The organism is Bradyrhizobium mercantei (assembly GCF_001982635.1).
GTDB classification, from domain to species: domain Bacteria; phylum Pseudomonadota; class Alphaproteobacteria; order Rhizobiales; family Xanthobacteraceae; genus Bradyrhizobium; species Bradyrhizobium mercantei.
The window spans coordinates 400871-427178 of record NZ_MKFI01000008.1; the positions used below are offsets into that span (position 1 = coordinate 400871).

The 26308-nt window shown below is 65.3% G+C and carries 22 protein-coding genes; 7 read left to right on the forward strand and 15 right to left on the reverse strand.

Annotation, left to right across the window (positions count from 1 at the left end):
- Nucleotides 1–99: 99 nt before the first annotated feature.
- Complete coding sequence (locus tag BI327_RS34665) at nt 100–486, reverse strand: putative quinol monooxygenase (protein WP_076865843.1); 387 nt, start codon at nt 484–486, stop codon at nt 100–102.
- Nucleotides 487–749: 263 nt separating this feature from the next.
- Between BI327_RS34665 and BI327_RS34670 the strand changes: the two genes are divergently transcribed.
- The gene (locus tag BI327_RS34670; RefSeq protein WP_083742323.1) at nt 750–1274 is read left to right on the forward strand and encodes a MarR family winged helix-turn-helix transcriptional regulator; all 525 of its coding nucleotides are present in this window, start codon (nt 750–752) and stop codon (nt 1272–1274) included.
- A gap of 56 nt (nt 1275–1330) precedes the next feature.
- On the opposite strand, the gene BI327_RS34675 is transcribed toward BI327_RS34670, so the two are convergent.
- The 7 genes from BI327_RS34675 to BI327_RS34705 form a co-directional block, all read right to left on the reverse strand.
- On the reverse strand, nt 1331–2026 hold the full coding sequence (locus tag BI327_RS34675; protein WP_076865845.1) for a class I SAM-dependent methyltransferase: 696 nt from the start codon (nt 2024–2026) through the stop codon (nt 1331–1333).
- Nucleotides 2027–2044: 18 nt separating this feature from the next.
- Nucleotides 2045–2536 (reverse strand): hypothetical protein, encoded by a 492-nt coding sequence (locus BI327_RS34680; protein ID WP_083742317.1) that lies wholly within the window; start codon nt 2534–2536, stop codon nt 2045–2047.
- Between the two features lie 45 nt (nt 2537–2581).
- Nucleotides 2582–5812: an adenylate/guanylate cyclase domain-containing protein gene (locus tag BI327_RS34685; RefSeq protein WP_076865846.1), complete on the reverse strand. Its 3231-nt coding sequence runs from the start codon at nt 5810–5812 to the stop codon at nt 2582–2584.
- 79 nt (nt 5813–5891) lie between these two features.
- Nucleotides 5892–7184 (reverse strand): NAD(P)/FAD-dependent oxidoreductase, encoded by a 1293-nt coding sequence (locus BI327_RS34690; protein ID WP_076865847.1) that lies wholly within the window; start codon nt 7182–7184, stop codon nt 5892–5894.
- 14 nt (nt 7185–7198) lie between these two features.
- Nucleotides 7199–7930, reverse strand: a complete 732-nt coding sequence (locus tag BI327_RS34695) for an amino acid ABC transporter ATP-binding protein (RefSeq protein ID WP_076865848.1) — start codon at nt 7928–7930, stop codon at nt 7199–7201.
- Nucleotides 7927–8580 (reverse strand): amino acid ABC transporter permease, encoded by a 654-nt coding sequence (locus BI327_RS34700; RefSeq protein WP_076865849.1) that lies wholly within the window; start codon nt 8578–8580, stop codon nt 7927–7929. Before BI327_RS34700 ends, BI327_RS34695 begins: the two co-directional genes overlap by 4 nt.
- A 167-nt stretch (nt 8581–8747) precedes the next feature.
- Nucleotides 8748–9512 (reverse strand): ABC transporter substrate-binding protein, encoded by a 765-nt coding sequence (locus tag BI327_RS34705; protein ID WP_076865850.1) that lies wholly within the window; start codon nt 9510–9512, stop codon nt 8748–8750.
- Nucleotides 9513–9694: 182 nt separating this feature from the next.
- Here BI327_RS34705 and BI327_RS34710 point away from each other — a divergent pair, with 182 nt between their 5' ends.
- The gene (locus BI327_RS34710; protein ID WP_076865851.1) at nt 9695–10342 is read left to right on the forward strand and encodes a cupin domain-containing protein; all 648 of its coding nucleotides are present in this window, start codon (nt 9695–9697) and stop codon (nt 10340–10342) included.
- A 337-nt stretch (nt 10343–10679) separates the two neighbouring features.
- Here the strand turns inward: BI327_RS34710 and BI327_RS34715 are convergent, their stop codons facing one another.
- The 3 genes from BI327_RS34715 to BI327_RS34725 are packed head-to-tail and all read right to left on the reverse strand — an operon-like array spanning nt 10680 to nt 14503.
- A complete protein-coding gene (locus BI327_RS34715; protein ID WP_076865852.1) occupies nt 10680–12950 on the reverse strand; it encodes a xanthine dehydrogenase family protein molybdopterin-binding subunit in 2271 nt (756 codons plus the stop codon).
- Between the two features lie 3 nt (nt 12951–12953).
- Nucleotides 12954–14000 (reverse strand): FAD binding domain-containing protein, encoded by a 1047-nt coding sequence (locus BI327_RS34720; protein WP_076865853.1) that lies wholly within the window; start codon nt 13998–14000, stop codon nt 12954–12956.
- Nucleotides 13997–14503 carry a (2Fe-2S)-binding protein gene (locus tag BI327_RS34725; RefSeq protein ID WP_076865854.1) on the reverse strand — a complete coding sequence of 169 codons (507 nt, stop codon included), beginning with the start codon at nt 14501–14503 and terminating at the stop codon, nt 13997–13999. Before BI327_RS34725 ends, BI327_RS34720 begins: the two co-directional genes overlap by 4 nt.
- Nucleotides 14504–14655: 152 nt before the next feature.
- Between BI327_RS34725 and BI327_RS34730 the strand changes: the two genes are divergently transcribed.
- Complete coding sequence (locus BI327_RS34730; RefSeq protein ID WP_076865855.1) at nt 14656–15297, forward strand: TetR/AcrR family transcriptional regulator; 642 nt, start codon at nt 14656–14658, stop codon at nt 15295–15297.
- 120 nt (nt 15298–15417) lie between these two features.
- Here BI327_RS34730 and BI327_RS34735 read toward each other — a convergent pair whose 3' ends face one another.
- The gene (locus BI327_RS34735) at nt 15418–15603 is read right to left on the reverse strand and encodes a hypothetical protein (protein WP_076865856.1); all 186 of its coding nucleotides are present in this window, start codon (nt 15601–15603) and stop codon (nt 15418–15420) included.
- Between the two features lie 36 nt (nt 15604–15639).
- Nucleotides 15640–16038 carry a hypothetical protein gene (locus tag BI327_RS34740; protein ID WP_143271738.1) on the reverse strand — a complete coding sequence of 133 codons (399 nt, stop codon included), beginning with the start codon at nt 16036–16038 and terminating at the stop codon, nt 15640–15642.
- Nucleotides 16039–16702: 664 nt separating this feature from the next.
- On the opposite strand from BI327_RS34740, the gene BI327_RS34745 reads away from it, so the two are divergent.
- The gene (locus BI327_RS34745; protein ID WP_076865858.1) at nt 16703–19834 is read left to right on the forward strand and encodes a multidrug efflux RND transporter permease subunit; all 3132 of its coding nucleotides are present in this window, start codon (nt 16703–16705) and stop codon (nt 19832–19834) included.
- A gap of 24 nt (nt 19835–19858) precedes the next feature.
- Here BI327_RS34745 and BI327_RS34750 read toward each other — a convergent pair whose 3' ends face one another.
- Nucleotides 19859–21124, reverse strand: coding sequence for a D-amino acid dehydrogenase (locus BI327_RS34750; protein WP_076865859.1), 1266 nt, complete (start codon nt 21122–21124; stop codon nt 19859–19861).
- 106 nt (nt 21125–21230) lie between these two features.
- On the reverse strand, nt 21231–22559 hold the full coding sequence (locus tag BI327_RS34755; protein WP_076865860.1) for an aspartate aminotransferase family protein: 1329 nt from the start codon (nt 22557–22559) through the stop codon (nt 21231–21233).
- Between the two features lie 149 nt (nt 22560–22708).
- Between BI327_RS34755 and BI327_RS34760 the strand changes: the two genes are divergently transcribed.
- From BI327_RS34760 to BI327_RS34770, 3 genes are all read left to right on the forward strand, one after another.
- Entirely contained in the window at nt 22709–23257 is a 549-nt protein-coding gene (locus BI327_RS34760) for a cupin domain-containing protein (protein WP_018273259.1), read from the forward strand.
- Nucleotides 23258–23504: 247 nt separating this feature from the next.
- A complete protein-coding gene (locus BI327_RS34765) occupies nt 23505–24515 on the forward strand; it encodes a hypothetical protein (RefSeq protein ID WP_076865861.1) in 1011 nt (336 codons plus the stop codon).
- Between the two features lie 169 nt (nt 24516–24684).
- Nucleotides 24685–26217 (forward strand): lysozyme inhibitor LprI family protein, encoded by a 1533-nt coding sequence (locus tag BI327_RS34770; RefSeq protein WP_143271739.1) that lies wholly within the window; start codon nt 24685–24687, stop codon nt 26215–26217.
- Nucleotides 26218–26308: the final 91 nt, after the last annotated feature.

Genomic DNA, 26308 nt, shown 5'->3' on the forward strand with positions numbered 1-26308 from the left:
CTCCCTGTTGATTTGCTCTCGGTTCAGGTCACGAGTTGAGCGAGGCTTCGGGCCGCTGCCAAGGCAACGACCCGCCGATAGCGTGCAAGAGGCACCGGTTCAGCCTCCGGTGCGCGCATCCAGGAAGAGCTGCGTGAACGGCTTGGCCAGAACGGGCTCGAGCTTCGGCACGATGGCCTTGATGTCAGGCGTGACCATGTGGGCGTCGAGCGCAGCCTTGTCCGTCCAGCGCTCGAAGGTCAGGAAGCGGCCCGGCTCGCCGATCACTTCCATCAACGTGTAGACCTGACATCCCGGCTCCTTGGCCGACGTCTGGGCGAACGGCACGAGCAACGCACGGAGCTCATCCGCCTTGTCCTTCCTGGATACGATTTCTGCGATCACGAAGTAGCCGCCCTGTCCGGCGGCCTGTGCAGACGAAGCAGCGAGAACCGCGGCCGCCACAGAACCAATGGCGGCCGTTCCCACGAACGCACGGCGATCCATTTCCGACATGCAATTCCTCCCCTCGATATTGTTTTCATTTGCAAATCCGGCGGTTGCGCAGGCGCTTGGCCGGACGCCTCATATCACTGAGGTACAAATAGTTTGCACACAAAATATTAAGAGTCAAATATCTGAGGTATTATATTCTGTAGCAACAGAAAATTGCGGCCGTGCGGCTTGGCTGGCGCGGCGGCTAACGATAGGATTCGGCTCAGCAAATCATCTGTTCCGAGAGCGGGCCGACGAGCATGAAGACACGAACGATGAACGCGCGAGGCGATGCAAGAAATCGAAACGGTCGGAGCGCCATCGCGCCGGTCGAGATGCCAGGCCTCGACAACCATCTTTGCTTTGCGCTCTACGCCGCCAGCAATCACATGACGCGGCTGTTCGTCCCGTTCCTCAAAAAGCTCGGTGTCACCTATCCGCAATATCTGGTGCTGGTCGTGCTTTGGGAGCGCGGGGCGCGCGGCGTCGGAGATCTTGCCACGGCGCTGCAAATGGACCTCGGCTCGCTCTCGCCGATGCTCAAACGTCTTGAGGCCAAAGGATTGGTGACACGACGCCGGCAGCCGAACGATGAACGGCGCGTGCTTGTCGATCTAACGCCGAAGGGCGTGTCGCTTCGCCAACGAACCGAGCAGATGCTGGGAGAGTTCTATTGCTTCCTGAATATGCCGCTCGACGAACTCTTCGACCTGAAGGACAGGCTGCGTCATTTCGTGAACTCGGCCGGACCGAAGGAGACGGCAACGCCGCCTGCCAAGCTACCGGAGCCGGCGTTTTGAGACGATAGCGCAACACGGCGGCCGGTGATGCCAGGCAGGGCCGCAATTCGGCTCGATCAGCTATCGTTGCAGCGCGCCAGCAGCGTGACTTCGTTCATGCCGTAGCCGTCGATGGTCTCGACGGTACAGCCGAGTTCGCGTTCACAATAGCGGATCCACGGCTCGGGGCTGGTGCAGTAGAGCTGCGTCGGCGCGCCATCCGTATCCGCCGCGCCTTCCGCGCCGGCGGTGATGAAGTTGACGGCAAAGCCGCGCAGGCTGGCGCAGCGCAAATCGGCCAGCATCTCCGCGACGAACGCCTCCCAGGATGCGCGGGAGCCACCGACATTGATGTTCATGATGCCGCTCGCGACCGAATAGGTCGCGCGGCGCGGACTGCCCTTGCCGACCTTGAACCGCCGTCCCGGCACCGAGAAGCGGCGGCGCGCACGGCTGATCATGGCGCGCGACAGGTCGGTCCCCAGATAATCGATCTCGGCCTGCGGATGGCGCCATGCGAGATAGGCGCACAGTGCGCCGTAGCCGCAACCGATGTCGTTCAGGCTGAACGGCGCGGAAAAATCGCAGATCTTCAGCAACTGCACGAAGCGGAGGTCCTGGGTGGCCTGGCAGGACCAGTCCACCCCGCGCGGGGTGGCGCCGTATTTGGCGACCCGCGCGCTGTAGTACGACTCGACATTGGCATAGAGGTCGGAGAACCGCGCCCGGTCGCCCTCGGCGCCGGGGCCCGCGGCCTCCGCTGCGATGCTCATGTCTTGCTCATCTCTGACTCACTTCTTCTTGGCCCGCCGTTGCTTGGCCGCAGCCGCCGCATCCTTGCGAGCGACCTTGCTCGGCTTGGTCGGAATCGACAGCACCCGGAACGACTGGGTCGAGTAGATCAGCGGCGAGCTGCCCTCGGACGAGAACGTCACCTGCGGGTTGCCCTTCATGGTGTGAACGCCGACATGGACCGGCAAGGCGGACCCCTGCGTCAGCGCCTGCCGGAATGCCTGGATCACCCGATCGTATCCGTTCACATTCGCCATATCCGACGGATACTTCTTGAGCTTGCCGAGGAAGGCGTACCAACGCTGCCGCTCAGCACGGTCGCTCGGCTCGATCCCGATCAGCTTGAAGGATTGCTCGAGCGGATGATCGGCCGAGAAGATGTCGAATTCCTTTTGCAGCTCGACCATCTCCTTGATGCCGTCCGGGCCAAACCGCTTGTTCAGCAGGTCCAGCACATCCCGCGTCGTTTCGTCCTTAATGAACGCTCCCATCAAAACCCCCTCAGTACCTTGTTTCCAGAATGAAAAATCGTCGCGTCAGCGACGTCGCTCGAGGTGCAATCGAAGCTGATCGAGTAGTGGCGTGAAGTAGACTGCCCCGGAGACGCCAAGCAGATTCTGAGCGCCGCCGACAAGCTCGTCAAGCTCATCATGTGACGTGCTGCCCAAGGCGCAGACGATCAGGCCGCGCAGCACTGTCGCGTGCAACTCGGCGACGCGATCGGTTCTTCGCCGCGCCACCATCAGTGCCTCGTCGGCGGTTTGCAGAGCTGCGTGATGGTCGGCGGCGCGATAAAGGGTTTCGGCCAGATCCGCGAGCATGGTGGCCTCGAATTCCAGGCCGGCGCGCGCGGAGCGCGCAAGGTCGAGCGCCTCCCGAAGTTGAACCGCACCGACCTTGAAGTCGCCCGCGGCACCGCTGGCGAGGCCGGCACTGGAGAGGGCGGCCACCCGGAGGTAGGGCATCCCGGACCGCTCGGCCAACTCGGCGACCTTGGCGGCGTGTGGTTTTGCAAGATTGGGCCGGCCGCGTCTCCAGGCCATTTCCACCATTGCAAGATGCGGGATGAACTGCACCACCGGCGCAAAACCTTCAGGCCCTGCCCGCAACAGCTCGGCAATCTGTTGTTCGGCTTCGGCAAACCGGCCCAGGCGAACCAGGATTCGGGCACTGACGCACCTGATCCAATGCTCGACGTCGAAGCCGAGAATCTGGTTCGGGTTGAGACCGAGGGTGACGTTGTTGTGGAAGCCGCCCTGTTCGGCAATCGCGGCCAGCGCCACCTGCCCGGCGTCGAACGCCTCGCCAAGGCGGCCCGACAGCAGGAACGCCTGACTCAGCATGGCGTTGACGGTCGCAAACCGCCCGACGTCGCCGGTGCCGGACGTGAGCTTCAAGGCGTCCTGCACGAGATTGACATAGTCGTCGGCGGCCGCGGTCGCGGCCAGGATCCGGCCATAGGCGCCGAGCAGGATCGGCTCGTGCATCGGGTCCGCCGCGCGGGCGTATTTGATCGCCTCTTCGGCGTACGGCTTGACCTCCTCGGCGGACATGCCCTCGCGCCAGCCGAAGTTGAGGATCTGGCCGCTCGACATCGCCCGCAACCGGTCGACATATTCGGACGAGGGAAGGTCCTGCAGCAGCGCGCGAACCTTCTTCCAGCTCCTCATCGCCTCGGCGGAGTTGGTCTTGCCGATCCAGCGCGCGGCGCGCTGCAAATGCGAGACCGCCTCCAACGGCTGGCCGGCGGCCTCGTAGTGGTAGGCGAGCAGCCCGGCAAACTCGTCGAGCTTGCCCCAGTCGAAGCCCTCGATCGCCTTTGCGACGGTCGCATGCAGCGTGGTCAGCCGCGACCGCAGCTGGGTTGCATAGGCCACCTCCTGGATCAACGGATGGCGAAATGCCAGCAGTCCCTTGTCGTAGGGCGGCAAATCGTACAGCAACTCGGCCTGCCGGAGCTGCGCGATGGCGTTCTGGAGATCGTCGTTCGGCAGCGCTGCGACCGGACGCAGCACCGACATCGCGACCAGCCGGCCGATCACGGCCGCGGTTTCGAGCACCTGCTTGGCGACCTCCTCGAGATGATCGATGCGCGCGGCGACGACGGCCTGCACCGTCGCGGGCAGCGGCACTGCATCGACGCCGTGCTTGAGCCGGTAATTGCCGCGTTCGCCCTCGACATTGCCGCGCTCCACGACCGAATTGGCAAGCTCCTCGATGAAGAACGGATTGCCTTGCGCGCGTTCGATGACATTGCTGCTCAGCGAGACCAGCGAGGGATGCTTGCCAAAATGCTCGCGCAGCAGCTCGTTCGAATCCGACCACGGCAGCGGCGGGACTGCGATCTGGCGGTAGTGCGAACGCTGCATGAACGGTGCGCTGAAGCCCGGCCTGAAATTGACCACCAGCAGCGTCGCAGTGCCGACGATCGCATCGACCAGCGTCTCGACGAACTCCTCACTCGCCGCGTCGATCCAGTGCAGGTCCTCGACCAGCACGACCGTCGGCGTGTCGCCGGGGCGCGCCCGCACGAGCGTTCGAACCAGATCGAGCAACTGCAGCCGCAGCGCGCGCGGATCGAGCTTCGGGGCCGGATGCTCGGGATCGGCCAGCCCGAGAAACTCGAGCAGCACCAGCAGCTCCTGGTCCGACGAGGCCATTGCCGCAAAGCGGTCGATGACGCGACGCCGCGATGTCTCGACCGGCTCCTTGACGCGGATGCCGAAGATGTCGCGCAACAGCTCGAGCACCGGCTGGAACGGTGTCGCGCGGCCGTGCGCCAGCACGCGCGCCTCATAGACGCGAATGCCCTTGCGGCGGCAATTCTCGGCGAACTCGAAGCAGAGCCGGCTCTTGCCGATGCCGGCGTCGCCGACCATGCCGACCACCCGGCCGTCGCCGCCGACCGCGCGCGACAGCTCGTGGTCCAGCGCCGCCATCTGCTCGGTCCGGTTGACCATCGAGGTCAGGCGCCGGCCGCTGCGGAACACGTCGCTCGCGGGCGCGCTGAGCAGCCCGGTCAGCCTGAACACCTCGACCGGGGTGGAGATGCCGCGAATGGTCTGCATGCCGAGCGGCGTCACCTCGACGAACTGCCTGGCGCCGAGATAGCTGTCCCGCGTGATGAGGATCGCCCCCTCATCCGCCATCTGCTCCATCCGGTTGGCGATGTGGACGTTGGCGCCGGCGGCGTCGTAGGTCTGGTAGATGGTGTTTTCCACCGTCTGAACGACCACCTCGCCGGTGTGCAGCCCGACCCGGATCTGCATGCCCGGGTCGGCAAGCCGCGCAACCGAGTCCTGCATGGCCAAGGCGGCGAGACAGCCGCGGACCGCATGGTCCTCATGCGGGCGCGGCGGCGCGCCGAACAGCGCCATGACACCGTCGCCCTGGATCTTGTTGACGATGCCGTCGTAGCGGTGGACCGCCTCCTTCATCAGGTCGAGCACCGGCTCGAGACGCCGCATCCCGAGTTCGGGGTCGCCGAGGCTGTCGATCAGATTGGTCGAGTTGCGGATATCGGCAAACAGCAGGGTGAGGTTCTTGCGTTCGCCGCCCTTGCTGCTGAGCGAGCGGAGCATCCGCTGCGAGGGCATGTCGGGACGCCCGCCTGCCGCGGCAAGCGCGGTGCCGCAGCGGCCGCAGAAGCGGCTGGAGGGCCCGTTCACATGGTGACAGGAATCACATTTGAGGCCTAACGGCGCACCGCAATCTTCACAATAATCGTTGCCAGCCCGGTTCGCATGACCGCATCGCTCGCACTGCATGAACAGCCTTTCAATAAGACTGCGAACATATCCGACACATCAGATTAACCCAACACATTCTGCAATTGTGTTAGCCGCTTCACACACCCAGCCGGTCCCGCACCCGCCCGGTCAGCACCGCTGTGGTGACGCCGACCCGCCAGAAGGCATGCAGCGGGATCGGCTTGATGCCGGTCACCGGCATGTCGATCTCGGCCTTGGGACCGCCGATCAGGCGCCGGGCCAGCTGCGCGCCCATCGCGGTCGAGAGCGCGACGCCGCGGCCGTTGCAGCCGAGCGAGATCAGCAGATTGTCCGCCGGCGCATGGACGTGGGGATAGTGATCGGCGGTGATGGCGAGACGGCTGTTCCAGCCATGGGTCCAGCTCGTGCCCTTGAGTTGCGGCCACAGCCGCTCGGCGTAGCGGATCAGATAGGCGACGTCGGCCGGCTTGCTGATCCAGCGCATCGGGCCGCGGCCACCCATCAAGAGCCGGTTGTGCTGGTCGATGCGGTAATAGACCGTGATGTGGCCGCTCTCGTAGAGCACCGGGCGGCCCGGCATGATGGCGCGCGCGACCGCGTCGGGCAGCGGCGCGGTCGCCGCGATCGACGAGAATACCGGCACGATGGTACGGCGAAGCGCCGGCCAGAGATCATCGGTGAAACCATTGGTCGCGAGCAGCACCTTGTCGGCATGCACGATTGCGCGCGGGGTCTCGATCCGCCAGCGGCCGCCGTCACGGCGGAGCGACAGCGCCGGCGTCTCGCCATGGACGGCAACGCCGGCCCCGATCGCGGCGCGCGCCAGGCCACGGGCATAACTCAGCGGGTGCAGATCGCCGCCGCGGGCATCGAGCATGGCGCAGAGGTAGCGGTCGCTGCCGGTCATCGCGCGCATCTCGGCGGCGTCGAGCAGCCTCACCGGCATGCCGCGCCGGATGCATTGCTGCGCGGTGGTCTCGATCGCGGCGGCGCTGGCCTCGTTATAGGCGGCGCGCAGCGTGCCGTTCTGCCTGGCCTCACAGGGGATCTGGTAGCGGCGGATCAGATCATGCGTGAAGTTGGTGGTGCCGTAGGAGAACTCGATCATGCGGCGGCCGAGATCGGCGCCGAAATCCTGCTCGATCTGGTCGGGGTCGTGCTTCAGCCCGGGATTGGTCTGACCGCCATTGTTGCCGGAGGCACCCCACCCCGGCTCCTGCGCCTCCAGCACCGTCGCATGCACGCCCTGCTCGGCGAGATGCAGCGCGGTCGACAGCCCTGTAAAGCCGCCGCCGATGATCGCGACCGGCACGCTCTCGTCCGAAGTTAGCGGCGGCGTTGGCGACGCCTCCACCGCAGTGTCGGCATAGAGGCTCGGGGGCAGCGGCAGGCGGGCGGGAGCGTTCATTAGACAGGACCGGATCACAGCGGATGCAGCACGCGGCGCAGGAAATCCTGGGTGCGCGGGTGCTGCGGTTGGTTGAGGACGGATTTGGCGGCGCCCTGCTCGACGATGACGCCGCCGTCGATGAACAGCACGCGGTCGGCGACGTCGCGGGCAAAGCCCATCTCATGGGTGACGACCACCATGGTCATGCCGTCATCGGCGAGCTTGCGCATCACCGAGAGCACCTCGCCGACCAGTTCGGGATCGAGCGCGGAGGTCGGCTCGTCGAACAGGATCGCCTTCGGCTGCATCGCCAGCGCGCGCGCAATGGCGACGCGCTGCTGCTGGCCGCCGGACAGTTTTGGTGGATGCACCTCGGCCTTGTCGGCGAGGCCGACCTGCGCGAGCAGCGCGCGGCCGCGCGCGACGGCCTGCTCGCGCGGCTCCTTCTTCACATAGAGCGGGCCCTCGATGACGTTCTCGAGCGCGGTGCGATGCGGAAACAGATTGAAACGCTGGAACACCATCGAGACCTGGGTGCGGATCGCGACGATCGAGCGATCATTGCTGTCGACGCGCGCGCCCTCGACGCTGATCTCGCCGCGATCGTAGCTTTCGAGCCCGTTGATACAGCGCAGGATGGTCGACTTGCCGGAGCCCGACGGGCCGATGATGCAGACCACCTCGCTCTTGGCGACCGACGCGGTGATGCCCTTCAGCACCTCGACCTTGCCAAAGCTCTTGTGAACGTCGTTGAGCTCGATCATTTGCGGTTCGCCTTGTTCTCAAAGTGCCGAACCAGCAGGATGAGCGGAATGCTCATGGTGAGGTACATCAGCGCCACCAGGGTGAACACGCTGGTGTTCTTGAAGGTCGAGGAGGCGATCAGCTTGCCCTGCAGCGCGAGCTCGGCGACCGTGATGGTGGAGGCCTGCGAGGAATCCTTCAGCATCATGATCATGATGTTGCCGTAGGGCGGCAGGATGATCCTGATAGCCTGCGGCAGCACCACGCGGCGCATGGTGAGCCACCAGCCCATCCCGATGGTCTGCGCCGCCTCGATCTGCCCCTTGTCGATCGCCTCGATGCCGGCGCGGAAATTTTCCGCCTGATAGGCCGAATAGGCGATGCCGAGCCCGATGATTGCGGCCTGCAATGCCGTCAGCGCGATGCCGAAATCGGGCATCACGAAATAGATGTAGAACAGCAGCACGATGATCGGGATGCCGCGGATCACATTGATCAGCGCGGCGCTGAGCCAGGCCAGGACGCGGATGCCGGACACCCGCATCAGCGCCCACACCAGCCCGAGCACGGTCGACAGCAACAGCGAGCCGACGGTGACGACGATGGTCAGCCAGACACCCTGCAAGAGGATCGGCACGAACTCGACGGCGTCGTGGAAGAATTTTTGCATCGGCTCAGATTTGTCCAGTCTCGTTACGTTCGACCGTCATCCTGAGGTGCGAGCCTTGCGGCGCAATTGCGCCGCTCGGCGAGCCTCGAAGGATGCACGGCCCGGCTGGTGGCCGTCGACCCTTCGAGGCTCGCTGCGCGAGCGCCTCAGGGTGACGGGTCACGCCCTCACGACGCAGCCTTCTGGCCCCATTTCTCCAGGATCTTCGCGATCGTGCCGTTGGCCTTCAGCTTCGCCAGCGAGGCGTTGATCTTGCCGAGCAGCTCGGTGTCGCTCTTGCGCACGCCGATCGCGACGGTGCCGACGGTCACGGGCTTGTAGCCGTCGACCAGCCGGACGTCGGCGAAATTGCCCTGCTGCAGGTTGTAGGCGAGGATCGGATAGTCGGCGAAGCCGGCCTTGAGACGACCGGCATTCACGTCGCGCAGGATGTCGGGAATGGTGTCGTAGACCTTCACCTCGCTGAACAGCCCGGTCTTCTTCAGCGCGTCGACGAACGCCGTGCCGACCTGGGCGCCGACCACCGTGCCCTTCAAATCTTCCTGCACGGCATAAGCCTTGGTGTCGGTCTTCGGCACCACCAAACCTTCGCCATAGGTGTAGACGGGGTCGGAGAAGTCGATCACCTCCTTGCGCGCGGCGGTGGCGAACATCGCGGCGGCAATGATGTCGATCTTGTTCGCGGTCAGCGAGGGGATCAGCGCCGAGAACTGCATCGGCTCGATCTGCACGGTAAAGCCGGCGTCCTTGCCGATCTCGGTGGCGAGATCGACCATGATGCCCTGGATCGAGTTGGTCTTGGTGTCGACGAAGGTGAAGGGGATGCCGGTCGGCGTCGAGCCGACCTTCAGCACCTGCTGCGCCTGTGACGGCGCGCTCGCGACGAGGACAAGCGCCGCGACCGCGGCCTGGACGAGACGCTGAAACGACATCGCAACACCTCCCGAAGCTGGCCTTGGCGCCGCGTCGTCCGCGAGTTTCGCGGTTTTGGTTGCGGGCGACGCCGTTCCGGCCTATTTTCACCAATATGAAATTGTGGTCACGAAACCGCGGCCAATGCAAGCGGTTTTCATGCACATGAAGGAAGCGGAGTGACGTGAGCGGCGGCAGGAGAATGCGCAAAGGCGCGGCAGCGAAGCCCGCGACGGCACGCCGTGCGGTCAAAAAGCCGGTGAAGAAGCCGGCCGAGCCCGCGATGGACCTCGCGGTCGGACGCCGCATCCGCGACCTGCGCCGAGCCAAGGAGATGTCGCTGGAGGTGGTTGCCGCGCGCACTGATCTATCGATCGGCTTCATCAGTCAGATCGAGCGCGGCCTGTCGTCGCCCTCGCTGCGCGTGCTGGCGACATTGGCCGACGTGCTCGGCGTCGGCATCGCCGCCCTGTTCGGGGCGGCGCCACGGGATGACAACACCAATGGTGTCGTCACCCGGGAGGTGCAGCGCGCCGAGCTGAAGCTGTGGCGCACCGGAATTTCAAAGCAGCTGTTGAGCCCGGCCGGCAGCGAGAGCCGGCTCAACCTGTTCCTGGTGCATCTCGATCCCGGCGGCAACACCGGCGACGAGTTCTATACCCATGACGGCGAGGAGGCCGGCCTCGTGCTCGAGGGCGAGATGACGCTGACCGTGGATACCGAGACCTGGACGCTGAAACAGGGCGACAGTTTTCGTTTCGCCAGCCGCAGGCCGCACCGGTTTTCCAATCCGGCGTGCGATGTCAAGGCCGTCGTGCTGTGGGTGAATTGCGTGACGGCGGCGGGGTAGTCCGCCCCCTACACCACCGTCGTCCCGGCGCAGGCCGGGACGACGGTGATAGCCGTTTCGCGTGTTGTCATTGCGAGGAGCGAAGCGACGAAGCAATCCATGGTTCCGCATGCGCGGAGCAATGGATTGCTTCGCTTCGCTCGCAATGACGACGGGTCTACCCTCCCCTGGAGGGGGAGGGTCGGATCGCGTTGAGCGCAGCGAAACGTGAGCCGGGGTGGGGTGATCTCTCACCACGGGCAGCACCCGATACGAGAGACCTTCACCCCACCCCGTTGCGCATTGCGCTTCGCTGCATGCGCAACGACCCTCCCCCTCCAGGGGAGGGTGAAGTTCGTCAGCCGCCCAGCCCCATCACCACTTCCTCGATCTTGATCGGGAAATTCCGCACCCGGATGCCGGTGGCGTGGAAGACGGCGTTGGCGACGGCGCCGGCGCTGCCGGTGATGCCGATCTCGCCGACGCCCTTGATGCCGAGCGGGTTCACATGCGGGTCGTGCTCGTCGACCGTGATGACCTCCATCGGCGGCACGTCGGCATTCACGGGCACATGATACTCGGCGAGGTTCGCATTGAGGATGCGACCGGACCGCTTGTCCATCACCGCCTCCTCATGCAGCGCGAACGAGAGGCCCCAGATCATGCCGCCGTAGAGCTGGCTCCGCACCATCAGTGGATTGATGATGCGGCCGGCCGCGAACGCGCCGACCAGCCGCGTGGCGCGGATCTGGCCGAGTTCCGGATCGACCTTCACTTCGGCGAAGACAGCGCCGTGCGCGTGCATCGCATATTGCGATTGCGCGGCAGGATCGGCCGCACCGGTGCCACTCGCCTCGACCTCGGCGACGCCGGCGCGCGCCAGGATCTCGGCATAGCTTTCGCTGCGCGCATCGTCGTCGCGGCGATGGAGCCGCCCGGCCCGCGCCACCACGCCGGCATTGCCGGCGCCGAACAGCGGCGAACGCTCGTCCGAGGTCGCAAGCTCGGCGAGCTTGGCGATCACCGCCGCGCCGGCATTGTGGATCGCGGCGCCCACCGTTGCGGTATGCGCCGAGCCGCCGGCGATGCCCGCATCCGGCAGGTCGGACGTGCCGGACAGGAACGAGATCTGGTCGAGATCGAGCGCGAGCGCATCGGCCGAGATTTGCGTGAGCGCGGTCCAGGCGCCCTGCCCCATGTCGTGCGCGCCGCTCTCCATCACGCCGCGTCCGTCGGCACGGATCACGGCGCGGGCATTGCCCTGGAACATCAGCGCCGGGAACGTCGCGGTGCCCATGCCCCAGCCGACCAGAAAGCCGTTCTCGTCGCGCATCTGCTTTGGCTGCAACGGACGCCCCGCCCAGCCGAAGCGTTCGGCCGCTTTGGCGTAGCACTGGCGCAGCGCCTTGGAGGAAAACGGCTTGCCGGTGGTCGGCTCGACCTCGGCATAGTTCTTCAGCCGGAACTCCAAGGGATCGATGCCGCAGGCGAACGCCGCCTCGTCGATCGCACTCTCCAGCGCGATCGATCCGGTGGCCTCGCCCGGCGCGCGCATGAACAGCGGCGTGCCGGTGTCGACGCGCACCGCCTGATGCGCGGTGCGGATCGCGGGGCTCGCATAGAGCGTGTGCGAAGCGTCGGCCGCCGGCTCGTAGAAATCGTCGAAGCTCGACGTCGTGATGCGCGCCTCATGCTCGAGCGCGGTCAACAGGCCGTCGTCACCGGTGCCGATCCGGATCCGCTGCCGGGTCGGCGGACGATGGCCGACCGGGCCGTACATCTGGCTCCGGCGCAGCACGAGCTTGACCGGACGCCCGACCAGCTTCGCCGCCATGACGCCGAGCACCTGCGGCCCGGAGACCAGCCCCTTGGAGCCGAAGCCGCCGCCGAGGAACGGGCTGTTGATGTGGATGTTTGCAGGCGGAATCCCGAACAGCCCGGCGATCCGCATCTGCGCCATCGCCATCCCCTGGCTCGGCGTGTCGATGAACAGGCGGTCGCCGTCCCACACCGCGACGATCGCATGCGGCTCCATCGCGTTGTGATACTGCGCCGGCGTCTCGTAGGTGGCGTCGATCCGTTTCGACGCCGCGGCAAGGCCGGCATCGATATCGCCGTGGCGGACTTCGGCGGGATGGCCGATCCCGACCGCCGGTGGCACATAGGTCTCGCCGGCATCCAGACCGACGCGCGCGATCTCGACCTGGTAGCGCGGCGACAGCAGCGCCGCGCCTTCGGTGGCGGCCTCCAGCGTCTCGGCGATCACGACCGCGATCGCCTGGTTGGCGTAGCGCACCTCGTCGCTCTGCAACAGCTCCATGCGGAAGGCGAACGGATTGCCCTTGGCGTCAGGATCTTCCGCCAGCTCCGGCTTGTGCGCCGGGGTCATCACATCGATCACGCCGGGGTGGCGCTTGGCGGCGTCGACGCAGAGCGCGGTGACGCGGCCGCGCGCGATGCAACTGGTCGCGATCACGGCATAGACCATGCCGGGCGGGTGGTTGTCGGCGGCATAGCGCGCCTTGCCGGTCACTTTCAGCGCGCCGTCGGTGCGCCTCAGCGGCTGGCCGATGTTCGAGCCATGCCTGAGATGGGCGGGGTCGCGGGTCAGATTGAGTTCAACCGTCATGCGTTACGCTCCTGCAACGGATGAGAAGGGAGAGCCGGGCAGCGCCGGAATCCGGTCCGGCGTGCCTGCGGCGGCAAGGGTGAGCGCGCGCACGACGATGCGCTGCGCGAGCTCGATCTTGAAGGCGTTGTCGCCGGACGGCTTTGCGTCCGCGAGCGCGGCGCGCGCCGCCTCGCGATAAACAGCCGCATCAGGCGCGGCGCCGGCCAGCACCTGCTCGGCCCCGCGCGCGCGCCACGGTTTTGCGGCGACGCCGCCGAGGGCGAGCCGCGCCTCGCGGATCTTGCCGTCCTCGATGCGCAAGGCCGCGGCGGCCGAAACCACGGCGAAGGCATAGGACGTGCGTTCGCGGACCTTGATGTAGCGGGAATGCCCGGCGAAGTTTTTCGCCTCAGTCGGCAGACGCAGCGCGACGATCAAATCGCCGCGCTCCAGCGCGGTCTCGCGCTCCGGCGTCTCGCCGGGCAGCCGATGCAGCGCCTCGAGCGGCAGCTCGCGCCGGCCGCCTTTGCCCTCGATCTCGACGACGGCATCGAGCCCGACCAGCGGTACGCAGAAATCCGACGGATGGGTCGCGATGCAGCCTTCGCTCCAGCCGAGCACCGCGTGCAGCCGGTTCTCGCCCTTCAGCGCGTCGCAGCCGGCGCCCGGCCAACGCCGGTTGCAGGCGCTGCCGGCGTCGTAGAAATAGGCGCAGCGCGTCCGCTGCATCAAATTGCCGCCGACGGTCGCGGCATTGCGCAGCTGCGCGGAAGCGCCCGACAGCAGCGCTTCGGCGATCGCCGGATAGTTGCGCGCGAAGTCCGCGTCATGCGCGAGATCGGCATTGCGCACCAGCGCACCGATGCGCAAGCCGCCGTCGGCGAGATGCTCGATGCGATCGAGCCCGGGCAGACGGGTGACGTCGACGAGACGGCTCGGCCGGCTGACGCCGCCCTTCATCAGGTCGAGCAGGTTGGTGCCGGAGGCGAGATAGGTTGCGCCCTTTTCGGAAGCCTCCGCGATCGCGTCCGCGACGCTGGCCGGCCTGACATAATCGAAATTCATCATGCGGAGCGCCTCTGCTTTGCGGTGTTCTTGGCGTTGATGTCGGCCTGTGCCTCGAGCACGGCCTCGGTGATCCCTTGATAGGCGCCGCAGCGGCACAGATTGCCGCTCATGCACTCGCGCACCCGCTCCGGATCGTCGCCGGCCTGGCCTTCCCTGATCAGGCCGATGCCGCTCATGATCTGGCCCGGCGTGCAGAAGCCGCACTGAAAACCGTCATGGGCGATGAAGGCGGCCTGCACCGGATGCAGCTGGTCGCCGCGCCCGACGCCTTCGATCGTGACGATCTCGGCGCCGTCATGGCTGACGGCGAGCGCGAGGCAGGAATTGATGCGACGGCCATCGACCAGGATGGTGCAGGCGCCGCACTGGCCGCGGTCGCATCCCTTCTTGGTTCCGGTGAGGTCGAGCCGCTCGCGCAGCAGGTCGAGCAGGGTGACGCGGGGGTCGTCGAGCGCAATTTCCCGGCGGACGCCGTTGATGGTGAGACTGATAGGAAGATTCATGCAGGGCTCCGATCCGTGTATGGTCGGGTTGAATCGAGGCAACACGAACCCGTGGCCGCCGATCCATGATCGGCGCGCCTTGTCAGGCCCGGTGCTGGTCGCCATATACGGAGGCATCCTCCGTTTACAAGGGAGGGGGAAAAGAAAAAGGAATGGCCGGCTCATCACCAGAAATTGTCCGCAAGCCGCGCGCCGATGCCGTGCGCAATCGCGAGCGCGTGCTGGAAGCGGCCAAGGCCGTGTTCTCGGCCGGCGGCAGCGAGGCGAGCCTGGAGGCCGTCGCGCGCCATGCCGGCGTCGGCATCGGCACGCTGTACCGGCACTTCCCGACCCGCGAGGCGCTGTATGAGGCGGTCTATCGCCGCGAGGTCGAGCAGCTCGGCGACCTTGCCGAGCAGTTGCAGAACGCGCCCGAGCCGGTCGAGGCGCTGCGGCGCTGGCTGCGCGCCAATGTCGAATTCGTCGCCACCAAGAAAGGCATGGTCGCAGCACTCGCGCTGGTCGCGCACGGCTCGACCGAGCTGCACGCCTATTCGTTCGACCGCCTGACCAGGGCGATCGGCACCCTGCTCGCGCGCGCGGTTGCCGCCGGCGCGATCCGCGACGACATCAGCGCCGAGGACGTGCTGCGCGCGCTGATCGGCATGTGCTACATGCACGACCAGCCGGGCTGGCAGACCACCGCGCTGCGGCTGCTCGACGTGTTCGTCGATGGCTTGCGCGTACAGCCGGCAGTCGCGATCTCAACAGCGAAGCCCGCGAAGCCGAAGGCCGGCCAAAAGCGGCCACGTTGACCGCACCTACCGTAGCCCGCATGAGCGAAGCGACATGCGGGACGAGCCGCCCCGGATATCGCTCCGCTCATCCGGGCTACGCTTGCTGCAGGCGCGGCCGCAACGGCCGTGCCACGCCACCTAGGGGCGGCCGGTGCGCGGCGAGAGCCACGTCATGATGATGGCATGCGGCGTTCGCCGGCTGCGCGGCAGGCGGTGCCGCTGCAGCGCGGCCGTTGCAAACGCCGCCGCCTGTTCGCTGGATTGCCGCTTCTCGCGCGCCAGTGTCATCCACTCGCGAATAACCGCGCGCCGCACCTTGGACATGCCGATGATCCTTTACCCGAAAGGCGATGTTTCGCGTCAGGCCGCCAGCCGCAGCGGATGGGCCTGCGACCTTCTTGCCGACAGCGCGCAGCCGCATTGATGCACGATGCCCTGCTCCACGACGAAGCCGCGCCGCTCCAGCGATGCGCGCAGGCTCTGGTTGGCCACGGCCTTCTGCGCATCGACCCACACCACCAGCACCGCGCGGGCGCTGAGGAAATTCGTCAGCCAGTCCAGCGTCGGCTCGAGCGCGTGAAGCGTGCGCCGCCGCCAATCGACCAGCGCGGCATCATACTGGGCGGCGGGGCGACCGCAGTTTCCGGTCGCCGCAGCCCGCAAATAGCCGCGCCGGTGCAATTCGAACATCAATTCGATGCTTTTCGAGCCAGCCACGACGATGCGCTGCTGCGTCGAGCATCCGGCCAGCGCGATCATCGGCTCAATGATCCTGTCGGCGGCGGGCAATTGAAGCGAAGTCATGATGTCACCTGTTCTGGTTCGCTCTCGCGGGTTTGGCCGAGCCCAGGCCAGCCACTCGCGACGCGGGAGCCTTCGAGAGCAATATCTTCAGGAGGGGATATGAATTCGAGAGCGATGCCCGCCGCGCGGCATATGCGCCGCATAGGGGCCAATCGGATAGGTCGGCGGCCGGTGGCCAGGCGTACCGCAAGGAGAAGGCCGCGCAAATGTGCCGAGACGCACAGATGGTTGGACCGGCGTCGGGCTAGATCGCGGCATTGCCAATGCCAATCGATACTTGCGATTCAGGCCGGCCATCGCGCCGGGCTTTTCGTTGCTCCATCACGCAGCTGGCGGAACTGCACGGATATATCGTAATAAGATATATTGTGCGCCAAGCACACGTTTGGCGTCTCCCGAACAGCGACAATTGAACGAAGGTCGAATGGGTCATCCGATGTTTCCATTCGCGTCGTCCAAAAGAACGATTATGCTGGCAAAAACAGGTAGACGCGGGGGACAACTCCGCGATCTGCCGATTGGCCATGGCGAGGAAAACGCGCGTTCGCGCTCGAGCTTTCGAGGACGACTCCCGGCATTCGGGAAAAGATGCGCCTGCCGTTCATTTGGATTTGCAGAAATGAACGAGAGCATCTCATCTCCGTTTATCCGCTACCCGATCGGCACCTCGCTGCTGATGGCCGGCATATTGTTCGTCGGCATGGTCGCCTATCCGCTACTCCCGGTCGCGCCACTGCCGCAGGTCGACTTTCCGACCATCCAGATTTCCGCAAGCCTGCCGGGCGCCAGCCCCGAAACCATGGCCTCCTCGGTCGCGCAGCCGCTGGAGCGGCAATTCGCGCAGATTCCCGGCATCGCCCAGATGACCTCGACGAGCTCGCTCGGGTCGACCGCGGTCACCATCCAGTTCGATCTGAACCGCAACATCGACGGCGCCGCCAACGATGTCCAGGCGGCGATCAATGCCGCAGGCGGCCAGTTGCCGAAGAACCTGCCGTCGCCGCCGACCTATCGCAAGGTCAACCCGGCGGACTCGCCCGTCCTCATCTTGTCGGCGACCTCGGACACGCTGCCGCTGATCAAGGTGAGCGATGCGGTCGACGCCCAGCTCGGGCAGCAGATCAGTCAGATCTCGGGCGTCGCCCAGGTGTTCATCGGCGGGCAGCAGAAGCCCGCCATTCGCGTGCAGGTCGATCCCGCCAAGCTGGTCGCCAAGGGGCTGTCGCTGGAAGACATCCGCAGCCAGATCGCCATCACGACGACGGACAGCCCGAAGGGCAACATCGACGGCGCCAGCCGCGCCTACACGATCTACGCCAACGATCAGCTGCTGGATGCCAAGGACTGGAATGACGTCATCGTCGCCTATCGCAACGGCGGCCCGTTGCGGATCCGCGACATCGGCCGGGCCGTCGCCGCGCCGGAAGACATGAAGCAGGCCGCGTGGGCGGATGGCCAACGCGGCGTGTTCCTCGTCATCTTCAAGCAACCCGGCGCCAATGTCATCGGCACGGTCGATCGGATCAAGGAGCAACTTCCGAGACTCATTGCCGCCATCCCGCCTGCCGTCAAGATCAAGATCATCAGCGACCGGACACTGACCATCCGCGCCGCGGTCGAGGACGTGCAGATCACCCTGCTGATCACCATCGTTCTGGTCGTCATGGTGATCTTCGTCTTCCTGCGCAGCTTCTGGGCCACGGTGATTCCGGCCGTCACCGTGCCGCTCGCGCTGCTCGGCGCCTGCGCGCTGATGTGGGTATTCGGCTATACGCTCGACAATTTGTCGCTGATGGCGCTGACGATTGCGGTCGGCTTCGTGGTCGACGATGCCATCGTCATGCTGGAAAACATCACGCGATATGTCGAACAGGGTCAGCGGCCGCTCGCGGCGGCACTGCAAGGCGCCGGCGAGATCGGATTTACCATCCTGTCGATCAGCATCTCACTGGTCGCGGTGCTGATCCCGCTGCTCCTGATGGGCGGCGTGATCGGCCGGCTGTTCCGCGAGTTCGCGGTGACGCTCGCCATGGCGATCTTCGTCTCGCTGGTGGTGTCGCTGACGCTGACGCCGATGATGGCATCGCGCTTCCTGCGCGCGCATGCCGAGACCAGGCACGGCCGGCTCTACCAATGGAGCGAAGCGGCATTCGATCGGATGCTGCATGGCTATGAGCGCGGCCTTGATCTGGCGCTGAGCTGGAGCCGCACCACGCTATGCATCTTCTTCACGACGGTGGCGCTGTCGGTCTACCTGTTCGTGATCATTCCCAAGGGCTTCTTCCCGCAACAGGATAACGGCTTCCTGATCGCCGTGTCGCAGATGGCGCAAGATATCTCGTTTGCCGACATGAAGCGGCATCAGGAGGAGCTCAGCAGCATCGTCCGGGCTGATCCCGCGGTCGAAAGCATGGCCGAGTTCATCGGCGGCGGCGGTACCGCGCTCAATTCGGGTCGCATGTACATCACGCTCAAGCCGCGCGAGGAGCGCGACGTGAGCGCGCAGCAGATCATCGAACGGTTGCGGCCCAAGCTCGAGGCCGTCGAGGGTGCGCGCCTGTACATGCAGGCCTCCCAGGACGTCCGGCTCGGCGGCCGCGCCACGCGGACGCAGTTCGAATACACGCTGCAGGATGCCAACCTCGCCGAGCTGAACGAATGGGCGCCGAAGATCCTGGCCAAGATGAAGACGCTGAGCGAATTGCGCGACGTTGCAACCGACCAGCAGACCGAGGGAACCACGCTGACGATGACCATCGATCGCGACACCGCGTCGCGCTTCGGCATCCAGCCGCAACTGATCGACGACACGCTGTACGACGCGTTCGGCCAGCGCCAGGTGACCCAGTACTTCACCCAGCTCAACAGCTATCACGTTATCCTGGAGATCCTTCCCGAATTGCAGGGCAAGCTCGACACGCTCAACAAGATCTACATCAGGTCACCGACGACGGGCGACGAAGTGCCGCTGTCGGTGTTCGCCAAGTGGACGACGATTCCGGTTCGCCCGCTCGCGATCGCCCACCAGGGGCAGTTTCCGGCGACCACGATCAGCTTCAACCTCGCGCAAGGCGTGGCGCTCGGCCAGGCTACCGATGCCATTCAGGACGCCGTTGCCAATCTCGGCGCTCCAGCCACGCTCAGCTCGAGCTTCCAGGGCACCGCGCAGGCCTTCCAGCAATCACTGAGCACAGTGCCGCTCTTGATCCTGGCCGCGCTGGTCGTGGTCTATCTGATCCTCGGCGTGCTCTATGAAAGCTACATCCATCCGCTCACGATCCTGTCCACGCTGCCGTCCGCTGGCGTCGGGGCGCTGGCGATCCTGATGGCGTTCGGGTTCGATTTCAGCCTGATCGCGCTGATCGGCATCATCCTCCTGATCGGGATCGTGAAGAAGAACGGCATCATGATGGTCGACTTCGCGATCGCCGCCGAACGCGAGGAGCATCTGTCGCCGCGTGAATCGATCCGGAAGGCGGCCATCCTGCGTTTCCGCCCGATCATGATGACGACGATGGCGGCCCTTCTCGGCGGCGTCCCGCTGATGCTGGGCACCGGAACCGGATCGGAAATCCGCCAGCCGCTCGGCTATGCGATGGTCGGCGGCCTGATCGTGAGCCAGGCACTCACGCTGTTCACGACGCCGGTCGTCTATCTCTATCTCGACCGGCTCTCGAACGCGCTGTCGAGCTGGACGGCGACGAAGCGGGACGACGATGCCGAACCGCCGGTGAAGAACGCCGCCGAATGAGAGTTCGTGTCCGGCGGCGCGGCCTCAGCCGAACCTGGCATCGTAGCGCTTGATCGACAGCTCCTTGGTGTCGATCTCGGGCTTCTTGCCGGACAGCATGTCGGCCAGCACCCGGCCCGAGCCGCAGGCCATGGTCCAGCCGAGCGTGCCGTGGCCGGTGTTGAGGTGCAGATTGGCAAAGCGCGTCGCGCCGATCACCGGCGGCCCGTCCGGCGTCATCGGGCGCAGGCCGCACCAGAAGGTGGCCTTGGCAAGATCGCCGCCGCGCGGAAACAGGTCGGTCAGCGAATGGTCCAGCGTCGCGCGCCGCGCGGCGTAGAGCTTGGTCGAATAGCCCGATATCTCGGCGGTGCCGCCGACCCGGATGCGGTCGCCGAGCCGCGTGATCGCGACCTTGTAGCTCTCGTCCATCACGGTCGATTCCGGCGCGCCGGACGCATCCTTGATCGGCACCGTGATCGAATAGCCCTTCACCGGATAGACCGGCAGCGAGATGCCGAGCGGCCGCACCAGATGCGGCGAATGGCTGCCGAGCGCGAGGACATAGGCGTCGGCGGTCATCATCCCGGCGCTGGTCGCAACGCCGGTGATGCGGGTCGCGTCCGCGTTCAGCCCGTCGATGCCGACATTGAAGTTGAAGCGCACGCCGAGCTTCTCGGCTTCCAGCGCCAGGGCCTGCGTGAACATGTGGCAGTCGCCGGTCTCGTCATGCGGTAGCCGCAGTCCGCCGGAGAATTTCTCTTTCACGGCGGCAAGCGCGGGCTCGGCGGCGATGCAGCCCTCGCGATCGAGCACCTCGAACGGCACGCCGTACTGCTTGAGCACGGCGATATCATCGCCGGTGCCGTCGAGCTGCGATTGATAACGAAACAGCTGCAGCGTGCCCTTTGCGCGCTCGTCATATTTGATGCCGATCTCGCTGCGCAGCGCCTGCAGGCAGTCGCGGCTGTATTCGGCGATCGGGATCATCCGGCTCTTGTTCACCGCATAGCGCGCGCTCGTGCAGTTGCGCAGCATCTTGAGCAGCCAGAGCCACATCACCGGATCGAGCTTCGGGCGGATCACCAGCGGGCCGTGCTTCATCAACAGCCACTTCACCGCCTTGGCCGGCACGCCGGGGCCGGCCCAGGGCGACGAGTAGCCCGGCGACACTTCGCCGGCATTGGCAAAGGAGGTTTCCAGCGCGGGCTTCGGCTGACGGTCGATCACCGTCACCTCATGGCCGGCGCGCGCGAGATAGTAGGCCGAGGTGACGCCGATCACGCCACTGCCGAGAACCAGGACCTTCACTTTTCCTCACATCCTGCAGCGAAAACGCAATCGCCGCTGCGAAACCACTCTGCTTCGCAACGGCGACAGCAATTTGTAGAGCTAGCGACTATATCGCTAGCAATTATCAGGCCACGCGCTTGATGGAATCGCCGAGGATCGAGACGATGTCGTCGATATGCGACTTCTCGACGATCAGGGGCGGCGACAGCGCGAGCGAGTCGCCGCTCATGCGGAAGTACAGGCCGCTGTTGAAGCAATCGACCATGACGTCGTAGCCGCGCGCACCGACAGCGCCGTCACGCGGCGAGAGCTCGACCGCGCCCATCAGGCCCTGATTGCGGATGTCGACGACGTTCGGCAGGCCCTTCAGCGAATGCAGCGCATCGCGCCAGTAGTCGGCAATCGAGGCGCCGCGGGTCAACAGACCCTCGTCCTTGTAGATGTCGAGCGTGGCAAGACCGGCCGCGCAGGCCACCGGATGCGCCGAATAGGTGTAGCCGTGGAACAGCTCCATGGCGTTGTCCGGGCCGACCATCAGCCCGTCATGGACCTGGCGGCTGGCGAACACCGCGCCGCACGGCACGGTGCCGTTGGTGATGCCCTTGGCGGTCGTCATCATGTCCGGCGTGACGCCGTAGAAGTTGGCGGCGAACGGCGTGCCGAGACGGCCGAAGCCGGTGATGACCTCGTCGAAGATCAGCAGGATGCCGTGCTTGGTGCAGAGCTCGCGCAGCCGCTGCAGATAGCCCTTCGGCGCCGGCAGCACCGCGGTCGAGCCCGGCACCGGCTCGACGATCACCGCCGCGATGGTGTCGGCGCCATGCAGCGCGACCATCCGCTCGACGTCGTCGGCGAGCTCGGCGCCGTGGTCCGGCTGGTCCTTGGCGAAGGCGTTGCGGGCGAGATCATGGGTGTGGCGGATATGGTCGACACCCGGCAGATGGGTCGCGAACTGGCGGCGGTTGGCGACCATGCCGCCGACCGACATGCCGCCGAAGCCGACGCCGTGATAGCCGCGCTCGCGACCGATCAGACGGGTGCGGGTCGGCTGGCCGGCGGCGCGGTGATAGGCCAGCGCGATCTTCAGCGCGGTATCGACCGATTCAGAGCCCGAATTGGTGAAGAAGATCCGATCCAGCCCCTTCGGGGCGATCTCGGCAAGGCGCTCGGCGAAATCGAACGCCAGCGGATGGCCCATGTTGAAGGAGGGCGCGAAGTCCAGCGTCGAGAGCTGCCGCTCGACCGCGGCCGCGATCTGCGGGCGGCCATGGCCGGCGTTGACGCACCAGAGACCGGCGGAGCCGTCGATCACCTGACGGCCGTCGACCGAGGTGTAGTACATGCCCTTGGCGGAGGAGAACAGCCGCGGCGCTTTCTTGAACTGCCGGTTGGCCGTGAAAGGCATCCAGAACGAATCGGTCTTGATGGTGTTCGGAATCTGATGAACGGTCACGGCGGCGCTCCATTGCTGACTGATGGTAGTCGGACCACTCTTCGCCGCACTCAACAAGTCCTTTTCTGCCGCACCAGAAGCCATTGATCTTGTTGGGGCGGTCTGCCAAGATTTGTTCGATCCGCAACACCTGCAACAGGGTTTTGTCCATGAGCGTCGACATCGGCGGTCGGCTCCGATTCATCCGCGCGCGGCACAAGCTGTCGCAGCGCGAGCTCGCCAAGCGCTCCGGCGTGACCAATTCGACGATCTCGCTGATCGAATCCAACCAGATGAACCCGTCGGTCGGCGCGCTGAAGCGGATCCTCGACGGCATCCCGATGGGACTCGCGGAATTCTTTGCGATCGAGCCGGAGCGGCCGCGCAAGGCGTTCTACCGCGCCGACGAACTGACCGAGATCGGCAAGAAGCCGATCTCCTACCTCCAGATCGGCGACAGCCTGTTCGGCCGCGCGTTGCAGATCCTCAAAGAGCGCTATGAGCCCGGCAGCGACACCGGCCGGGTGCCGCTGGTGCATGAGGGCGAGGAAGGCGGCATCGTGGTCTCGGGCCGGCTCGAGGTCACGGTCGACGACGAGCGGCGGGTGCTCAACGCCGGCGACGCCTATTATTTCGAAAGCCGCCGCCCGCACCGCTTCCGCTGCATCGGCGCCAAGCCGTGCGAGGTGATCTCGGCCTGCACGCCGCCGACATTCTAGCATACCGCTAGACAATCCGGACTATCTATGCATGTATTCGTTTTGTTTTACATTCTTAAGTTACTTCCAGTTTTAGCTTCGCTTTCATCGAAACTTCCGCACACGATGTGCCTGTTGCGGCGCCGCGACCGGTCCGGCGCCTCTACTACCTTCAAGGTTTCGCCTAACGGCAACATGGATACAGAGCCCACGGCACGTCGGCATGCGAATGCCGCATCATTCAACCCAGGCTCAAGGAGCATTTCAGATGGCAAAACGAATTGCACTGCACGAACTGGTCGAGAAAATTCAGTCCGGCAAGCTCACACCGCAAGAGGCACGGGACTATTTCCTGGTCGAACCAAACGTCCATCAGCCGTTCGATTTCAACACCTACATCAATCCGGACAATGTCGACGTCAGCAATCTTGAATCGCTGGCGCGCGACGCCGATCAACTCGCCCGACATATCCCGGTCGCACCGGCAGCCGGGAAGAAGCTGGCAACGGCCAAGACAACAGCGCCAATCGTCGCCGAAGGCGATTCCTGGTTTCGGCTTCCGCAGATATTCCCGTTTCCCAAGACCTGCATCGACTTCCTCGTGCAGTCGGGCTACCCGATCACAAATCTCGCCCATTGGGGCGATACACTTGGCGACATGCTGCTGGCAGGGCAATTCTGGCCCTACATTGATGGCCGCGACGATCTGCTGCTGTTCTCGGCCGGCGGCAACGACATCATCGGGAATGGTGGGCTCGCGACGTTCCTCAACCTGTTCGACGTCGACCATACCAAGCCGTCTGACGCACCTTACTACGTGAAGCAGGCGTTCTACGATAATCTCGAGAAAGTCGTCGGGAAGATCGAGGCGGGCCTGATCCTGCCGATGGTCTCGCGACATGCGAACAAGCGGATCATCATGCATGGCTACGACTACGCCATTCCGCGTCCTCAGGGACCGTGGCTTGGATCACCGATGGCCTCGCAGGGACTTGATCCTACGTTCAACGCCGACCTGTGTCAGGCCATCGTCCGCTTGATGATCGACGCTTATAACGTGAGGCTGAAGGGTCTCGCGTCGAAATATAACGCGGTCTTCATCTACCTCGACCTGCGGGGGACAATCGGCAAGACCGAATGGTATGACGAACTTCACGGCAAGGACGCGGCAGCTAGAAAGATCGCCGCGAAATTCGCCAAGGCGATCGACGCCGTGACGGTGACGGCGCAACAAAAGGCGATCGCCAAGGTGCATCAGCCGCCACTCGCAGCGGCATGAACCTTGCGATCCGATCCCTACGATCCGGCGTCTGCAGCACCTCGGTTGCGGCGCCGGCCATCGTACGGCGGCAGCCTTGCGCTGCGAGCGCCAAGCATTTCCTGAACCAAAATTGCGCCGCCGGCGACCAACGTGTCGAAGTGTCATCCTCTTCAAGGTGCAGGTCACGGTGTTTGCTCTCCCTCGCCCCGCGGTCTTCGCCACAATCGCCGTCGTTCTGGTACCCCAGTCGTCGCTGGCGCTGGACGATTTCCTGCGCGCATCGAGCAGTGCGCCGACCGCGATCAGGCTGTGCGGCGATGGCGGCGACAGCACGATCAAGACCGCCGACTGCAAGAAGGCCGGTACCGACAGGCTGGTGGCGCAGATCGACAAGACGTTCGACGTGGCGCTCGGCAAGATGCCGGCGAACGTCAAACCGCTGCTGAAGCGCGACCAGGCCTGGTTCAACGAGATGATCATCGACGCCGCCGACGTGCCGGCGGATGCCGGCGAGGACGAGCTGAAGCAGAGTTTTGCCGAGGCCTTGCGGCGCCGCGCCGCTGCGCTCGAGGTCATGGCATCCGGCCGGCCCGGCATCGCCGGCAACTGGGTCAACGCCTTCGGTAGCATCACGCTGACGAAGGCCGAAGGCGACGCCTATCGCCTCGCTGCCGATCTGCGCGGCGACTATGGCGGCGACCGCAGGCGAACCTGCAAGCTGACCGCCAACCTGAAGCCTTCGGGGAGTGGCTGGCTGTCCGGCCAAGTGGCGGTCGAGACGGACACGCCGGCCGACAAGACGAAAGCCGACGCAGCCGCCGCGCCCGCCAAGCCGCCGAGACTAAAACTCCGCCGCCAGGGCGAGACCTTGCGGATCGTCGGGACGATCGACGACGAGGACTGGGACGGGCTCAACGACTGCTCGTCGATGTGGCAGGTCACCGGCAGCTATTTCGCCGCCGGCAAGGATGCGGCGTCCGACAAGGCCGACACCGCTTTCGTCGCACCGACCTTCGACTGCACCAGGCCGGAGACGGCGACCGACGAGGAAATCTGCGCCGATCCTGATCTCGCCGACAACGACCAGCGGCTGAATCGCGCCTGGAAGGCGCTGCCGCCGCGGCTCGACGACGCAACGCGGCGCGCGCTGATCGACGACCAGCGCAACTGGGTGAAGAGCCAGACCGAGCAATATCCGGAATTCCTGCACCCGGCCTGGAACAAGCAGTCATCGCAGGTGCACTTCACCGTCGATGCGCGCGATCACGTCAACGGCTTGCAGCGCGAGCGCCTGGCGCTGCTCGAAGGCTTCGACGACAAGCGCAGCGGGCTTGCCGGCGTCTGGCTCGCCTCCAACGCCATCATCAAGGTTACCACCGAGAAAGACGGCACGCTGAAGGCTGTCGGATGGAAGTGGGACCAGGGTGACTGGAAGGCCGGCTGCGACTACGAGATGACCGGCAAACTCGTCGGCGGCGCCTTCCGCTCCGACGAGCAGCGCAAGAATCCCGATACGCTCGAGCGCGATCACGCCATGCTGATTGTCAACCGGTTGGACGATTTGTTCGCGAAGAAGCGCTACTCGAACAAGGACGGCACCGAGAACAAGGACGCCGACGAGGCCAAATGCAAGCGCCGGCTCGACAACTCCTCGACCGCGCGGCTGTTTCCTGCCCGCCCCTCGCCCGACATCGACAATTTCAAGGGCTCGATCCGCTGACGGAGGCGCGGCCGCGCGCCAGCCGGACACCATCTCGACCGACCGAAACCGGCCTGTGATAGGATGCGTATCTGCCGGTGTCCGAGATGGA

Bases quoted from the DNA above. Each gene is read 5' to 3' on its own strand.
- BI327_RS34700 (WP_076865849.1), bottom strand. From the start codon at position 8,580: ATGCAAAAATTCTTCCACGACGCCGTCGAGTTCGTGCCGATCCTCTTG.
- BI327_RS34715 (WP_076865852.1), bottom strand. From the start codon at position 12,950: ATGACGGTTGAACTCAATCTGACCCGCGACCCCGCCCATCTCAGGCAT.
- BI327_RS34665 (WP_076865843.1), bottom strand. From the start codon at position 486: ATGGATCGCCGTGCGTTCGTGGGAACGGCCGCCATTGGTTCTGTGGCG.
- BI327_RS34725 (WP_076865854.1), bottom strand. From the start codon at position 14,503: ATGAATCTTCCTATCAGTCTCACCATCAACGGCGTCCGCCGGGAAATT.
- BI327_RS34680 (WP_083742317.1), bottom strand. From the start codon at position 2,536: ATGGGAGCGTTCATTAAGGACGAAACGACGCGGGATGTGCTGGACCTG.
- BI327_RS34730 (WP_076865855.1), top strand. From the start codon at position 14,656: ATGGCCGGCTCATCACCAGAAATTGTCCGCAAGCCGCGCGCCGATGCC.
- BI327_RS34670 (WP_083742323.1), top strand. From the start codon at position 750: ATGAACGCGCGAGGCGATGCAAGAAATCGAAACGGTCGGAGCGCCATC.
- BI327_RS34745 (WP_076865858.1), top strand. From the start codon at position 16,703: ATGAACGAGAGCATCTCATCTCCGTTTATCCGCTACCCGATCGGCACC.
- BI327_RS34675 (WP_076865845.1), bottom strand. From the start codon at position 2,026: ATGAGCATCGCAGCGGAGGCCGCGGGCCCCGGCGCCGAGGGCGACCGG.
- BI327_RS34690 (WP_076865847.1), bottom strand. From the start codon at position 7,184: ATGAACGCTCCCGCCCGCCTGCCGCTGCCCCCGAGCCTCTATGCCGAC.
- BI327_RS34710 (WP_076865851.1), top strand. From the start codon at position 9,695: ATGCGCAAAGGCGCGGCAGCGAAGCCCGCGACGGCACGCCGTGCGGTC.
- BI327_RS34735 (WP_076865856.1), bottom strand. From the start codon at position 15,603: ATGTCCAAGGTGCGGCGCGCGGTTATTCGCGAGTGGATGACACTGGCG.
- BI327_RS34685 (WP_076865846.1), bottom strand. From the start codon at position 5,812: ATGCAGTGCGAGCGATGCGGTCATGCGAACCGGGCTGGCAACGATTAT.
- BI327_RS34740 (WP_143271738.1), bottom strand. From the start codon at position 16,038: ATGATCGCGCTGGCCGGATGCTCGACGCAGCAGCGCATCGTCGTGGCT.
- BI327_RS34760 (WP_018273259.1), top strand. From the start codon at position 22,709: ATGAGCGTCGACATCGGCGGTCGGCTCCGATTCATCCGCGCGCGGCAC.
- BI327_RS34695 (WP_076865848.1), bottom strand. From the start codon at position 7,930: ATGATCGAGCTCAACGACGTTCACAAGAGCTTTGGCAAGGTCGAGGTG.
- BI327_RS34720 (WP_076865853.1), bottom strand. From the start codon at position 14,000: ATGATGAATTTCGATTATGTCAGGCCGGCCAGCGTCGCGGACGCGATC.
- BI327_RS34705 (WP_076865850.1), bottom strand. From the start codon at position 9,512: ATGTCGTTTCAGCGTCTCGTCCAGGCCGCGGTCGCGGCGCTTGTCCTC.
- BI327_RS34765 (WP_076865861.1), top strand. From the start codon at position 23,505: ATGGCAAAACGAATTGCACTGCACGAACTGGTCGAGAAAATTCAGTCC.